Origin of the sequence: Flavobacterium sp. KACC 22758 (assembly GCF_028736135.1) — a bacterium.
GTDB lineage: Bacteria > Bacteroidota > Bacteroidia > Flavobacteriales > Flavobacteriaceae > Flavobacterium > Flavobacterium johnsoniae.
Genome location: NZ_CP117878.1, coordinates 2,197,330 through 2,212,291 on the forward strand (window position 1 = coordinate 2,197,330; position 14,962 = coordinate 2,212,291).

16 protein-coding genes are annotated in these 14,962 nt (G+C 30.0%); all 16 read left to right on the forward strand.

Features of this window, described 5'->3' with window-relative positions:
• The 16 genes from PQ462_RS09510 to PQ462_RS09585 all read left to right on the forward strand — a co-directional run bounded on the left by PQ462_RS09510 (window position 1) and on the right by PQ462_RS09585 (window position 14,960).
• Window positions 1–972, forward strand: coding sequence for a TssN family type VI secretion system protein (locus PQ462_RS09510; protein WP_012025262.1), 972 nt, complete (start codon window positions 1–3; stop codon window positions 970–972).
• A gap of 18 nt (window positions 973–990) precedes the next feature.
• Entirely contained in the window at window positions 991–2,064 is a 1,074-nt protein-coding gene (locus tag PQ462_RS09515; RefSeq protein WP_274253265.1) for a LysM peptidoglycan-binding domain-containing protein, read from the forward strand.
• Window positions 2,065–2,116: 52 nt separating this feature from the next.
• Window positions 2,117–2,611, forward strand: a complete 495-nt coding sequence (locus PQ462_RS09520; protein WP_012025260.1) for a DUF4280 domain-containing protein — start codon at window positions 2,117–2,119, stop codon at window positions 2,609–2,611.
• Between the two features lie 11 nt (window positions 2,612–2,622).
• Window positions 2,623–5,400: a hypothetical protein gene (locus PQ462_RS09525; protein ID WP_274253266.1), complete on the forward strand. Its 2,778-nt coding sequence runs from the start codon at window positions 2,623–2,625 to the stop codon at window positions 5,398–5,400.
• 7 nt (window positions 5,401–5,407) lie between these two features.
• Window positions 5,408–6,337 carry a hypothetical protein gene (locus PQ462_RS09530; protein WP_274253267.1) on the forward strand — a complete coding sequence of 310 codons (930 nt, stop codon included), beginning with the start codon at window positions 5,408–5,410 and terminating at the stop codon, window positions 6,335–6,337.
• Window positions 6,338–6,916, forward strand: a complete 579-nt coding sequence (locus PQ462_RS09535; protein ID WP_274253268.1) for a hypothetical protein — start codon at window positions 6,338–6,340, stop codon at window positions 6,914–6,916.
• Window positions 6,917–7,012: 96 nt separating this feature from the next.
• The gene (locus tag PQ462_RS09540; RefSeq protein WP_274253269.1) at window positions 7,013–7,750 is read left to right on the forward strand and encodes a hypothetical protein; all 738 of its coding nucleotides are present in this window, start codon (window positions 7,013–7,015) and stop codon (window positions 7,748–7,750) included.
• A gap of 105 nt (window positions 7,751–7,855) precedes the next feature.
• Window positions 7,856–8,176, forward strand: a complete 321-nt coding sequence (locus tag PQ462_RS09545) for a hypothetical protein (RefSeq protein WP_274253270.1) — start codon at window positions 7,856–7,858, stop codon at window positions 8,174–8,176.
• A gap of 131 nt (window positions 8,177–8,307) precedes the next feature.
• Window positions 8,308–9,096, forward strand: a complete 789-nt coding sequence (locus tag PQ462_RS09550) for an SH3 domain-containing protein (protein ID WP_274253271.1) — start codon at window positions 8,308–8,310, stop codon at window positions 9,094–9,096.
• 5 nt (window positions 9,097–9,101) lie between these two features.
• The gene (locus PQ462_RS09555) at window positions 9,102–9,752 is read left to right on the forward strand and encodes a hypothetical protein (protein WP_274253272.1); all 651 of its coding nucleotides are present in this window, start codon (window positions 9,102–9,104) and stop codon (window positions 9,750–9,752) included.
• A gap of 207 nt (window positions 9,753–9,959) precedes the next feature.
• Window positions 9,960–11,129, forward strand: coding sequence for a hypothetical protein (locus tag PQ462_RS09560; RefSeq protein ID WP_274253273.1), 1,170 nt, complete (start codon window positions 9,960–9,962; stop codon window positions 11,127–11,129).
• 25 nt (window positions 11,130–11,154) lie between these two features.
• Window positions 11,155–11,667 carry a type VI secretion system TssO gene (tssO, locus tag PQ462_RS09565; RefSeq protein WP_274253274.1) on the forward strand — a complete coding sequence of 171 codons (513 nt, stop codon included), beginning with the start codon at window positions 11,155–11,157 and terminating at the stop codon, window positions 11,665–11,667.
• 54 nt (window positions 11,668–11,721) lie between these two features.
• Entirely contained in the window at window positions 11,722–12,171 is a 450-nt protein-coding gene (locus tag PQ462_RS09570; protein ID WP_012025252.1) for a hypothetical protein, read from the forward strand.
• A 20-nt stretch (window positions 12,172–12,191) separates the two neighbouring features.
• Window positions 12,192–13,562, forward strand: coding sequence for a DUF5458 family protein (locus tag PQ462_RS09575; protein ID WP_274253275.1), 1,371 nt, complete (start codon window positions 12,192–12,194; stop codon window positions 13,560–13,562).
• Window positions 13,563–13,660: 98 nt separating this feature from the next.
• Window positions 13,661–14,188, forward strand: a complete 528-nt coding sequence (locus PQ462_RS09580; protein WP_274253276.1) for a hypothetical protein — start codon at window positions 13,661–13,663, stop codon at window positions 14,186–14,188.
• Window positions 14,189–14,246: 58 nt separating this feature from the next.
• A complete protein-coding gene (locus PQ462_RS09585; RefSeq protein ID WP_274253277.1) occupies window positions 14,247–14,960 on the forward strand; it encodes a hypothetical protein in 714 nt (237 codons plus the stop codon).
• Window positions 14,961–14,962: the final 2 nt, after the last annotated feature.

Consider the following 14,962-nt stretch of genomic DNA (forward strand, 5'->3'; position numbering starts at 1 on the left):
ATGGTAAAAAAGCATTTATTAGCCCTTATTGATATTAGGCTTATTGTATTTTTAGTAGTAATTATAGCGGTAAGTTTTATACTTACCATGGTATTCAGCGATAAAATAAAAGAATTTGCGGTACAGTATAAAAGAAAGTTTTACATCTATGTTTTTTCATTTGTATTGATTTATGCTCTGGTTGGTTTTTTGGGCTATAATAAATTATTTACAGAGTTGTCAGACGAGTTTCGATTTTATCAAATTGCGTCACTGCTATTCGGAATCCTTAATGTTTACTTGTATAGATGGTACTTTAATGAGTTTAATTTAAAAGGCGTTGTGGGTATCGAATTATTGTTTTCACTTTTAATAACACTTTATTCAAGTGTGTTATTTGTGATTATTTATACTGCCTTAAACGGGATTGCGCTGACTTTTTTAATGTGTTCTCATTTCTTGGTATTTATAGTTCCGACAGGCGTTTACGCAGTTTTTAACTATATGATGCAGATACCTCCTAAAGAATATGTTACGTGGAAAATTCCGGAAAGAAAAAATCCCTTTCCTGAGATAGAAAACGTTGAAATGAAAGATTTATTGTTGATTACCTTATTAATTCAGAAAAAAGAAACCGATACAAAATATACTTCTTTAAGATCCAAAGGTCCGGTAAGAATTGATTTTGGGGCACTTTTTTATCATACCGTTTCAGGATATAATGAACATAATGCCGATAGTAAAATTGATTTAAAAGAAAACGGTGAAAATTGCAGCTGGGTATTCTTTTTACAGCCAAAATGGTATCAAACGGCAAAATATGTAGATGCAAAATATACTCTGAGCATGAATGGTATTACTGAAAACTCAGTTATCATTTGTAAAAGACAAAAGATTAAAAAAGTTAATCAAACGAAAAAAGCGGAAGGAAAAGGAGAAGATTTTATGTTTGAACCAAAAGTTGAAAAGAAGGAAAAAGAGGCTGCAGTTTAATATTTTTTTTGAAATGTTATGTACTATATAGATAAACCTGAAAAGTCATCATACGATAAGTTTCGTATTTATAAAATCAAGAAAGGAGATACGCTCGAAAGTGTTGCTCGTGATCTTGGCATCGATGCTCAGGAACTTAGAAGGTATCATAATATGTACTGTGGAATTCCGGATTTAATAGAAGCTGATTTTAAGAGTTACTTAGAGTATTTGATTTTAGCACCCGAAAAAGCTATTGAAGCTAAAAAGGAACAAACAGAAAAAAAATATCAGAAAGTTAGTTTAGCTAGTAATTATACACTGCCATTTGTTGCAGACAAAATTAATAATGATTACCAGGTTAACTATACAACTGTTTTTGGAAATGATGTAGATACAATAGAAATGAAAGTAAGTGTAAAATGGCTTGCTACTGATAGAAATAATTATCATTTGTTTGAAATAAATAAAGGATCTATTTATGTCAACAATACCATACCAGATACAGTTATGGATGAACTGGCAGCTAAAACCGCTGCTGTTTTATATCCATTAAAGATTGTGGTAGATGAATCTGGAAAGTGGGTTGATATTTACAATTATGATGAAATAGAAAATCGATGGAAGGATACTAAAGAAGAAGTTCTGGATTATTTTGAAGGTGAGGTTGCAGAAAATTATATTGAACATACAGAATATGCTTTAGAAAATTCTGAAACATTATTTGAGTCTCTTTCTTCAGACTATTTTTTAAGAGCTTTTTTTAACGGCATTTACGTTAGTTATACATCAAATTATTCGTTTCAAAACGAAGTCTTTTTTCCATTAGAGAAAGATGAAGAATCGAAGTTTGCGGTACAGCAAAAGATAGATTCGATTTTAGATGAATCAAATTTGGTAAAAGTAGAACAAAAAGGAGATTATGTAGATTCTGGAGGTGAAGCCAGTTTTGGATTTGACCCGTGGAAAGGAAAAATCAACGCTTCATATTTTCTTGATGAACATAGTTATTGTATCGAAAAGATAAATTTAGAATGCAGTATCGAGTATGATGAACCAATAAAAGTTATCGTACAAATAGAATCTTTAAAGAATGAAGAAACTCAAAACTAAAGAGTTAAAAACAGAGTAGTTAGCGAATGTAATATTCATAAATGGTAAGGCAATGAGTGAGAAACATATAGTAGTTCAGGGAGCTTCACTTAAATGTAAATTTAGCGTAGAACCAAAAACAGATATATTAAAAGTAAAATCGCAGGATAAGCATTATGCTAATGATAAAGATGCAGAGAAAAAACTCATTGCTACTGACAAAGAAATTGGGCAGACATTAGAGAAAAATACCTTCGGGAAATGCAAAATGCAGCCAAATGGAAGCGGTGATTATCTGCCATGTCAGGCTACAATTACAAAGTGGAGTGCTTTTTACGAAAAAGTAACCTTAAGTAATCAGGGGAAAATTCTGCTTGAAGACAGTAAAGGAACCTGTCCTATTGGAGGACCGGATTGTATAGAAGTAGACAAACACGGTCAAAAAGCAGAAGCGAGCAAACAAAATGCAAAAAAGGCTAAGCCGCAAGTAAATAATCAGTTAAATCCGCTGGTTAATACATCAAAATTTCAAGAGAGTTTAGAAGAGAGTGATTCTATTTGTAAATAAAATAAAATAGTATGTCAGATTTTAAAATAATTGGAAATCCCGATCCTGTTGTAGGTAAGGAAGAATTCTACTCAGTAAATACTTTTTTACCGAGTGTTCTGCCTTTTCAAAATTCAGCTTCTAGTAATAGTTTTGAACAGCCTGTAAAGTGGGAAATATATATTCTTGAAAATGGAAGATGGCGCAAGACAAAAGAAAATGATAAAACAGGAAAAAGAATCTCATACACCTTTCTTCAAAAAAGTTTAGAAAGAAAAGGTATTCGTATTCTGGCAAGAAGAGGAGAAGATGTAGCGCGTCTGAATGTAACGACACATCCCGCCGAAAAACCAAAAATTGAGAGTATTGAACTGCTAGATAAAAACGGACAAAAACCAGGAAAACCACTTTCATACGGACAGACTTTAAAAGCAAGGGTTCACTGTCTTCATATGGAAAAACACAAAGTATCTGTTACCTTATGGGAAGATGATGCTATTGGTGCCGGACATAACAAAGCAAATGAAAATAATCTAATACAAACTCTTTCAGGAGTTGTTGCAAACGGTAAAGCAAATGTTGACTTTTTGCTGAGACCAAGTTTTGCTAAAATTGCTAAACAAAATGGGCCGGAAGAAGGTAAAATTCATGAATACTATGTTACCGTTGATTTTAACAAAGATAAAATTGCAAGTAACAACGTAAACGTAAATGATCTTGAAGCTCCTGTAGCGCCATTTAAAGGTAAAGTTCCGGTACAGCAGCAAGCACCTGCTAAACCCAAAGCTTCTCTACCACAGCCGACACAGTCAAAAACTAAAGCACCAGCCACGGGATCTTCATCAGCGCCAAAAGTTAAAGCAGAAATTACCAGAGTACATATTACAAACTCTGCTAAACAGCCTATAAAAGGAACTCACAAGGAAAAAGAAATTATCGTTTGGGTTGACTCACAAGGTTTGATTGGAAAAGAGATCCGTTTTAAATTATATGATGAAGATTATTTAAGTAATGATTTATTAGTTGATCAAAAAATTAAGATTACCGGCGATATATTTCCAATTACTGTACACCTAGACAGGATATTAAGAAGTAAAGGAGGGATTTCTGGAGAAGGTGCAGAGCAGGAATTGTTTGCTGATGTTGAAGTTATACAAACTAGTATACATAGCAAAAGTGAAGTAGTTGATGTAGATGCTAAAGTTTTTAAACCGGATCCTGTTGAACAAACTAATAAGGTTGCGAAGGTTGGTGAATCATCTTCTGATGATAAAAACAAAACAAAAACTAAATGCTTTTGTAATAAAGATTTTGAAGAAAAAGATGTTAAGAAACTGGTTAAAATTTTAAAAGGAAAAGAAACTATATGGGAAGGAGCAGATTTAAAAGGTAATAAACATATAGACTGTAATATTAGCGATAAAACCTTTGCAACTTTGACAAAGGCATTAAATACTGCATTTAAAAAATATAGTATTAACACATGTATTCAGAAAATACATTTTCTAGCTCAAGTGTGTGAAGAAACAGGAACTTTTGCTTTATCCGAAGAAACAAAAAGTGACTTTATATCAAGCCAAAGTATATATAAGGGTCGTGGTCTTTTACAATTAACAGGTGTACGAGTTGATCCAAGTGACAAGAAATCTCGTTTTGATAAACCTGGTCCGTATCAAGATTACGCTGATTACAAAGGAAATCAAAAAATTGTTAAGGATCCTAGTATAGTTGCAAACGATGTTGACTATTGTATTGATAGTGGTGCATGGATTTGGAGTATTAATAAAAAAATGCCATCAGATGTTAATTCTGATGCAGTAAAAAGATGGAGTAGAGAAACTGCTGGAAAGTCACTTAATGAATTGGCAGTTTTTGCAGATAAGTATTTGGAATTAATTTCAGTATTGTTAAATGGACGTAATGGAAAAACGAATATGCCAAATAATTGGGAGAAGAGAAAAAGAAATTATTATTTATTAAAAAATGCCTTCTTTCTTTATAATAAATATCATGCCGATGGCTCTAAACCAGTTAATCCATTAGATTTAGTAACCTATCATATATATGCAGAAGGTAAAATCGAGAAGGTCATACCTAAAGTTATAAAAAAAGGATATGAAAATAAATACAATTATGTATATCATGACAAAAATAATGAAGAGCATTCTATTTGTGTTTTAGATTGGTATAACACAAAAGGAAAAGAAGTTGGAATAAAGCACACTTCAAAACCAACTCATTCAGAGGTATTGACTGATGAAATAGTATCTGATGGTAATACTACAAGAAGAGTAAAGTATAAGAATGATGATATAGCTGAATACGGAACGCATCCAACAAAAGGTTTAATGTGGAGACTTTATAAATCTACTGGTCGTGATATTGAATTAATAAAAATGCCTGATAGCTTGGACTATTATTCCGACGATTTGGTGATTAAATATAGTTTTTCTTCAACAAAAAGAAGATATACTGGGCCAAATGTTTTTGCAGGTTTTATAGGTGCCTTAGCGGAATGTAATAATCTAGACGGAATTGTAACAACAGGAAGTTGTTTTAAAGAAGGTTCTTGTTTTCCAAGTGCTGAACACGTTAATGGTAGAAGTGTTGATACACTTTACTATAAGAATCTAAAAAAAGATCAAGCATTTATTGATGCAGTTGTTAAATTTAAATTCACTGAAGTTTTAGTTGGTGATGATACGTACTTTAAAAAATTAAAAAATGCCGGAGATGGGGGGGCTTTACATAATTCTCACTTACACTCAGGCAACTTCAATGATAATAGTGTAAAAGTGATAAAAAAATAAAAAGTAAATGAAAAAAATAATTTTTCCCTTAATAATTCTGTTATTAATTTCTTGTAAAAAAGAAAATGATTTAAAAGTAATTGCAAATAAAGAAAATGATACGATTACAATCAAAAATGGGAGCAACTTAATTCCATATGGTGATGAATTAATATCTAAATATGATTTTGTTAGTAAAATAGAAAATGGTGAAAGTGTAAAATCGAAAAGAGAAAATTTATCAAAAATAATATTTGATTATAATAAGTTTGATAGTTGGGATTTTAATGCTATTGAAACGGAAAATACAGGAGATATTGTTTTAAAATTTAGTAAAGAAGAAAAAGATAATTCAGATGCGGATATCTATACTCATATTATCTTATCTACTTTTAAGAATAATAAAAAAATTGATGAAATAACAGTTTATAAAAACGAAAATTATTCAGAAGCATTGGCTTTAATCAGACAGTTTTTTTATATAGATTCTAATTTGGATTTATGGCTCTTAGAGATTAATGAAGATGAAGCAGGAATTCGATTGCGTTCATGGAATCAATATAAAATTGATAAAAAGAATGGAAAAATTGAGTTAGTTAAAAGCAATAAAATTAGTTCTAATACTAATGGTAAAAATGAAAATAATGATCAATGGAAGGGAAAATATATTTTTGAAAAAGAAGATCTAAATAATTTAATGACCAGTTTTGAAATTACAATTAATAGTTTGGATAATATATTATTAGTTTATAAAAATAAAGGAGAAGCGCCTAAAGTATATAAGAATCTAGTTGCTAAAATTGAGCCTAATAATAAAATTAAGATCGTTTTTAACGAAAAAGACCAAGACATGGGTAGTATATACATACAAAGTGATGAAGGAGAATATACTATTTCAGGTAAACCGCTTTCAATTATTAATCCTGGGAATGATGAATATTATCTAAAGAAAAAATAGATGAATAGAAATAAAATTATATTAATAGCTATTTTAAACTTTTGTTTTTTTCAAAATATCCTTGCTCAGAATGTTCCTAAAACAGATGCCTTTTTAGGTGATTCGAGTTTAGGTTTAGGATATGAAAAATATTTTAAATCAATTGCAAGTTCAAAAGGAAATTTGATACTTGACAAACAGAATTCTTTATATCAAAAGAAATTCACAAATCTTAATAAGTCTGATTTATTATCGTCAAATTTGAATAAGGTAAAATTTAAATTAGTAAAGCAAATATTAAATAAAAAAGAATACAGAATTGTTCTTTATAGTTTGTTAAATAATATAAAGAGAGACTCCATAGAATTTTATAGAAGTAAAAAGAATGCAACACCAAATTATAATTATACATGTCTTTCTTATCTAGACTTAAAACATAATGCAGTTTGGCAAATAAAATATTTTACTCCAGATTCGGAAATTATTTCATATAAACGGATAGATATAAAAGTTAATGGAAGTTTACAATCCGATACTCTTTTCTATTTAGATGAGTCTTTAGATGTTGAGATGTCAAAGTATAAATTATACTTTAAATAAAAATAATAATAAGCTCCTTGACATATTGAAAAGAAAAGCCCCAGCTAGCAAAAGTTGTAGGCTTTTGTTGGCTGAGGGATAATAAAATAGAATAATATGAGAAAAAAAGTTTTTGGTCTAGTACTATTAAGCTTATTGTTATCATGTAAATCTCAGGATAGTAAAGAAGATTTTAAAGATACATGGATAGAGGTACAAAAAAGAGGTAATGAATTTTTGATTATTGATTGTGGATATCAAGGTGAAAATATAAAAATTATTAATGATTCAATTTTTGAGAATGGTATAATGGAAAGTACTAAAGCAAAGATTGATCATATAAAAGAAGATGAAACAGGAGTATTATTGTTTATAGATAAAACGGAAAAATCATATTATAAATTTTTATTTGTTAATAAAGAAAAAGGTCTAGCCAAATGGGAAATTAAAAATAATGATTTACCAATTGTTATTAAATATTTTGTAAATGAGACTAGTACTGATAAAATAAAAAAAATAAAAGGTACAAAAGCTGATTGTATCTCTAATGATGATGTAGGTGATTCAGTTAATGATTCTCTTACCCTTAATAATGGAAATGTCCTTTTAGTAGAGGATGGTAACTGTATATCACTATTAGACAAAAAAGAAAATTTAATAGTTGAAAGATGTTTTGATAATTGTAATGTAAAAATTCGACACATAAAAACTGCAAGTTTGCCATTAACTATTATAAGTGGACAAAATTCAATTGACATCGAGTTTCATAAAAAAGGCGTAAACTGGGTTTCTAATTCTGCCACATATTTTAAAAGTTTACCAACAGGAGAAGAAAAAAACACTAAACAAATTTAAGTATCTATTAAAGATTTTGATTTTGATCGCATCATTGAACAGTTTGGAGATACAAAAAATAATGATTTAAGTTCTTCTCTCGATGACATAAAAAATAAACAAAAGTTGATTGAATTATATATTTATAAAATTGCAGGTATATTAAAAAATAATCCAGTCTCAGACCAGAATGTCACTTTGTATAATGATGCAGCTCTTACTTTAATTGAAAATGAAAATTTTAATGAAGCAAGAATAATACTTCTAGATGTAACTAATTTTTCACCAGATAGAGTTGTAGCATACTTAAACTTAGGAGATGCACAATGGGGATTTGATGAAAATGAAGATGCAAAAAAATCGTATCAAAAATATCTATCATTAATGAAATCTCAAAATAAGGACTTAAATAAGGTGCCTAAAAGAGTTTATGAAAGAATTAAATAAAAAACTTGATAATAAATTACCATAAATAAACAAGGTTCCTTGACATATTGAAAAGAAAAGCCCCAGCTAGCAGGAGTTTTACACTTTTGTTAGCTGAGGGAATTTAAACTGAGATAAAACTGAAATGGCATATGAATAAGAAAGAAAACTTAAAATTGAAGATGTTCGGTAATTTATCATGTGGTCTTTTATCAATTCTATTACTGTTTTCATTTACGAATTTTTCGGCTGAAGGTGACGATCCTTTGAAATTAAAGAGTGCATATTTAAATAAAGACGAAAAAAAATTCATTCAAAATTTTCCACAAACATTTAGAGATTTTAAATCAGTTTTTGGATGGAATGATAAAGCAGATAAACCAAATATTTTGTATAGTGAAGCGTATGATTTTATAAATTATTTTTTTAAGCTATCATCTACAAACGAAGATTGTAAAGAGATAATAATAAAAATTGCGACACAAGCTAAATGGGAAGCAGATGGAGTCAATTATTTTCATATAAACTTAGTGACTTTAGTTGAAAATGATAAAGAATTTAATAAAAAGCTAGAAAGATTAAATAATGCTGATATAAATACTTTTTGGCATTTTTATTTTGATATTGAAAATTTAGTTTATTCACCAAAACTGTATAATATTCTTGATCAGCAAATGAGAGAAAAAGCAATGTCTGTATATAATACATTGAAAAAACAGAGAATAAATAGAAATGGCAGAAATATAAAAGCATACCAAATATTTGACAAAGATGGTTATTGTAATTTAAGAAAGTCTAAAAGTGTTAAATCTGATATAATAGAAAAATTAGAAAACAATGCTGTTATAACTGTATTGGATAATAGAGATGACTGGTGGTTTGTTCAAACAAAAAATGGATTAGTAGGTTTTGTGCATAAAAGCAGAATTAATGTAAAATAATTGACATGAGAATAATGACTTTTTTTAGCTTGATTATCATTCTTTTATTTATATCATCATGTAAAAAAAAGGAAAATTTAGATATTCAAGAATTAAAAACGAATACAGCCATAGTTAGAAAATCTTATAATCAAACAGAAAAGAAAAATATTTTGAAAGATTATATAAAACTTTATAAATTAAAAAACTATAAAGTAAAGATTGAAAAAGATTGTGATCTGAATATGGATGGTCAAATGGATAAGATTATAATTTTTGAACCTTTTGAAATAGCAGACAATAAACTAACAAAAGAATCGCCCGTTTGTGTTTTTATCAAGAAAGGAGAGAATTATGATGTTTATGAAAATAAAAATATTGTTTATACTTCTTTTTTTAATTCAATGGCAGAAGGTCTTCAGGATTTAGTGGTTAAAGATAGTTATTTCACCTTCGAAGAAAATAATCAAGCAGGAGACATTAGAGGTAATGACTACATAACATTTAAGTATGACTTAAAATCTAAAGAAATTATACTACATAAGTATAGTATTGAACTAATTACTATTGACGGCGGTGAAAATGATAAAACTTTTACATACGGCAAAGAAGTATTTGGAAATATATTTTTCAATGATTTTGATATTGATAAAATCAAAGAGAGGATTAATAATTAGTAAAAGTTAGATATTATAACCTTAAATCTTTTTACAACTAAAATATAAATCCAAGAAGAAGCTGAAAACCTGGCTCATTGCGCACAATTGTATCTATTTAACCCGTAAAATCTTGTTATAATAAGAAAGCAATATTAATATTCAAAATCTAACCAAACAAAAGAGAAGCGAAAGATTCTCATTTTCAAAATAAAAACTAATAGAATTATGATAGAAAAATTAAATCATTTTCCCGTAAACTGGATTGATGGGATGAAGATAAATAAGAGTCATTTTTTATCTATTCAGGACAACGTTTCTGAGTTGGTAAATGATGCAATTGGTATTCATACCACGCCTATAAGTTATGGTCTGCTGGATTCTGGAAACCAAAATAAAGAGGCCACAAAAATCACCTTAGGAATTGATAATCATAAACTGCTTCGTGTTCGTGTAGAAGAATGCCACGCCATAACACCAAACGGATCCAGAATTGAAATCAGTAAAAGTAATACTGATACATTAGATCTTCAGGTTCCGTATCCGGAAGATACTTATGAAATAAAAGAAGGCGAACAATTGGTTTTATTGGCTTGTATATCGGTTAATTCAAAAAAGAGAATCCCTTTTGGCGAGCCAGATCCAGATGAAGTACCGCCAAGATATCCGTACACACAGCCAGAATACAAACTTCATTTAATTAAAGCCGAAGAATTCCGTTCAGGAATTGGATATGGAGGTTTCTATCTTGCTATTGGTAAAGTTCTTATTGGAGATACAACAGTTTTAGATGAAGATTATATTCCGCCTTCTGTAACAGTGGCTTGTCATCCAAAATTAGTAGATATACAAGCACAGATTGCACGTTCGTTTGGTCAGATTGAGATTTACTCGGTTCAGATTTCTCAAAAAATAAACAGAGGACAACAGGCAGGAGTTTTACCTCAAACAGTAATGCAGCTGGCAGATAATACAGGATATTATTTAGGAAGCTGTTTAACGCAATTCCGCTGGTTTTCAATGCACCAGCATCCGGCTTCAATGTTAAGCACGGTTGTAGCATTTGCCAGAGTGATGAAGAACTTTATCGATTCAAAATCGGGAGCAGGAAAAGAAGAGCTGCTAAATTATTTTGCAGAATGGTGTGATATTTCACAAGGAGATCTTGAAATAATGTTTACCACTCTTATAAATGCCGGTTACGATCACGTGCATATTGATAAAACTGCCACGCTTGTAATAAATGCTTTAACAAGAATAGAGAAACTATTCGAAACACTGAATAAACTGGATTACATCGGTAAGAAAAAAGAAAACATCGAATTGTTTGTTGCCGAAACAGAGAAAAAAGACATCGTTCATAATCCAAAACGTCACGGTTTTTTCATAAAAGATTAAAAAAATAAAATAGTAATATAAAATTATGGAAGTATTAAATAAACAAGAACGTCAGAAAGCATTTATCGCTTTTTTAATTGCCTTTATCCTGACTTTTTCGGTTATGCTGATTGCAGTTTCGTTCAACTTTTATATGCCGGTGGCAGAAAATAAAATGTTGAAAGCAGAAAATGAAATGATGAAAAGAGAATACGATTATCAAACTAATTTTTCGGTAAAAATTGACAGTATCAGAATGACAATCGACTCAATCAATTCACCAAAAGTTGATAATGATTTTCAGCAGCGTCTGGCAAATGTTATGATTGCGAATATCTATCAAAAAGTACCAAAAGACACAACTGAAAACAAAAAATTATATAACAATGTTATTCTGGCCTACAAGAATATTATTGATTATAAAAAACAAATTAGAAGTCTTACACACAATTCGCACTTAATAGACAGTTTGAACCAGTCGGCTAAAACATACAAAGAAGAATTAGAAAAAGTAAGCAGAGATCTGGATGTATGCCGTCAGATTTATCAAAATCAATAATTAGAAATTTAGAGTAAAAAAATTAATAAACTAATCATTTAAAAATTTGAAATTATGTTGTCAAACTATGGAATTGGAGGTAATGAAGTAAAAATTGATGCAGATGAAGCGATCACTGCAATCCCTCAGAACAGAACACTTGTTGCTCAAAAATTAACAGTAGATGCTCCTGTAAAACCAGAATTGGTAGAAGGAATTACAAGTATCGAAAAAGCATTTGAACATTTTAAACCAGAAGTAAAAGTAAATTTTGAAACTGCTGATGGTGCAACTAAAGTTGAGCCTTTAAACTTTAAAAACTTAGGTGATTTTGGTATAAAAGGAATTACAACACAAAGTAGTTTTTTGTCTGATCTTGAAACAGAAAAAGATCAGTATCAAAAAATTATCCGTCAGTTAAAATCAAATAAGATTTTAAAAGCGGCTTTAGAAGACGGAGAAGCAAAACAAGCTTTGCTAGAAAGTCTTGGAGCACTGATCAACGAGTTAAAAGAAAACAAATAAGAAATTAAAATATTTTAGATATGTCAAGCAAAGAAGCATATAAAGGTGATCTTGATACAGCAGTATTAGAGCCAAAAGCAGTAAAAGGAATTTCAATTGAAAAAAATGTTGAAAAACTGGCTAAATACGGCGGTTTTGATTTATTAGAAATGGCAATTGAAGGAGTTCAAAACCTTAACCCGGATAGAAAAGCAAGAAGAAAAATCTTTTTGGGTGAAGTAAATAAAGCAAAAGAAAGAGAAACTCTTTTAAAGACTTTAGAACTTTGGTCTTCAGTTTTAAGCAATAATGAAGCTTTGACTGATATGGTGGCACAAAGTGAAGATAAATGCAAAGAATCTGAAGCTTTACTTCAAAAAAACCTTGCTAAAGCTGTTGAAGATACAAGAGAAATTGAAGCTGCTTACAGAACACTGGCTTTATTCTTTAAAAACACAGAATCTGACAAAGTAAAAAATGTTACGATTGTAAACGCAGAATTAGATCAGTTAAAAGACCTTGATAATACTCGTTTTATTGATGCAATTCACTCAGAATTAGTTGATAATTACGATCGTTTAGATCTTAAAAATAACTACGGTATTTTGGTAATTCCAGGATATTTAGGATCTAACAAAGTGATTGAAAAATGGGCAAAAATTGCGCATGAAAACAAAGTAATGTTAGTTACAGATTTCGAACATCTTGATGAACCGGATGATGTAATGGAAATGTTTGATGCGGCTTCATTGACTGGAGGAGATGTTTATCGTTCTAACGTAATCATGACTTGCAACTGGCTTGTTGGCCGCGGCAGATTTGATCAAATTGGAGAAAGCGAAGATTTACACGTAGCGCCTTCGGCTGCATTGGCAGGAAAAATATACAAAACATTAATGTCTCAGGTTACTGCAGGTAAGAAATTTGGAGGAATTAATGAAGTTGACGGAGTGAAATTTGATCTTAAGAAAAGCGAAATCGCTAATCTTGAAAACTTAGGATTAGTTCCGATGGTAAATGAATACGGAAAAGTAATGGCTTTTTCTGCTAAAACATTATTCAGCGGAGATAATTTAGGATTGCAAACGTACTCTGTAGTTCGTGTTTTTGATTATGTGACTAAAGTATTAATGGATTTCCTTAATCGTCGTGCTTTCGAAAACTTTACTGCTAAAACACGTAAAGAAATTATGAATCAGATCGTTGCTTTCCTTGACGGAATCACTGGTCCGGATAAATTGATCGAGAATTTTGAAATCCGCAGATTTGAACAAGATCCAATTCAAAAAGACAGAATTTATATGGATATCCATATGAAACCTTATTTCCCTGCTAAAAACTTCCTTATTAAAATGGATGGTCACAAAGGTGACGACGGAACAGAATGGGATACAGATTACGAACAAAAATAATTGTACAGTAAAATAAAAAAAAGGAAACACGCTATATGTGTTTCCTTTTTAAACAAAACATTGATCTTTTGAATGATCAAACCAAATAATTCAAATTCATGAACGTACTTAAAATTTTACTTTTAGTCGGTTTGTTTTCAATTTCAAATTCGATTAAAGCACAAAAAGTAAATCAAATTGATACTTTAAGCTGCCCTATAACGCAAAACGATTTATTGCTTTCAGGAAAGTTATTTGCAAGTGCGGCACCAATTTTACTTCGTGTTTATAATGAAGATTATGAATATGCTGTTTTTCAGTTAGGAAAAAGAAGAGGCAGTATTTATTTATATTTTAAAATTTTCACAGATAATGTCTGTGTAAAACAACAACAGCCGTTGGAACTCTATTTTAAAAATGGAGAAATGTATATCCTTAAAAATACTTTTAAGGTAAATTGTGATGGAATCGCTGCCCTTGAACTTGCGCGAAGAGACATAAAAAAATTAATGTCAAATAATATCAATACCATAAAATTTTTCACATTAAAGAAGGACTATGAATTTAGTCCGACAGAAGTTGATAATCAAAATATAAAGTTTTATCTGCACTGTTTAAAACTCTATAAAGTGAGGAAAAAAAGATAATTTTTTAGTCGAAAGAAACTCAAACAACACTCAAGTATAATATCAAAAAAATCAAAATATGCCATTTCCGGAATTAAACCTTTCATTAGGACTTACAGATAACGACGGTTCTGTTTTTTATGCAGGAAGCGGAGAGGGAAAAGTGATTGTAAGAACAGATTCTGCGCTAAAAAAACACAGTATTAATATCATTATCTCTGAACAGCAGATTGGATCAGTGTATTTGAAAACTCATTTTGAAGGTGCAGAAATTCCTGCCGAAATTGAAGTGCCGACTTATCAAATGATTGTTACAGATGATAAAACAAACGAAAAAGAAATTTATAAAGTAACCCGTGATACTTTTTTCTATAAACAGCAGACAAAGAAAAAAGGATTGTGGAGTTTTTTTGGTCTGAAATTTTTAGCACCAAAAAACTTTCTTTTTGAAAACATTCCTTTCGAACCTTTAAAAGAAGAAATGGAAACTTATGACATTTCCAGATATAGGAAATTAAATAAAGATGAACTCACTTACAGCTTTCAAAAAGACGAACAAAACATTCAAATTTTTGCCGGTGATATAAATACGCTGAAAGTAGAAAAAGGAATCAGCTATTTTGTAATTGTAGATGAAAAAAAGGGACAGCGTTTTATAGGCGACATATTATACAGAGAGAAATTTCTAAAACTTACGCCTTCGATAAAACTGCATATCATTAAGCGTAAACAGGTTTCAAAAGAAATGGAAACCGATAAAAAGGGACATACAGACAGATTGATTTATATTTAATA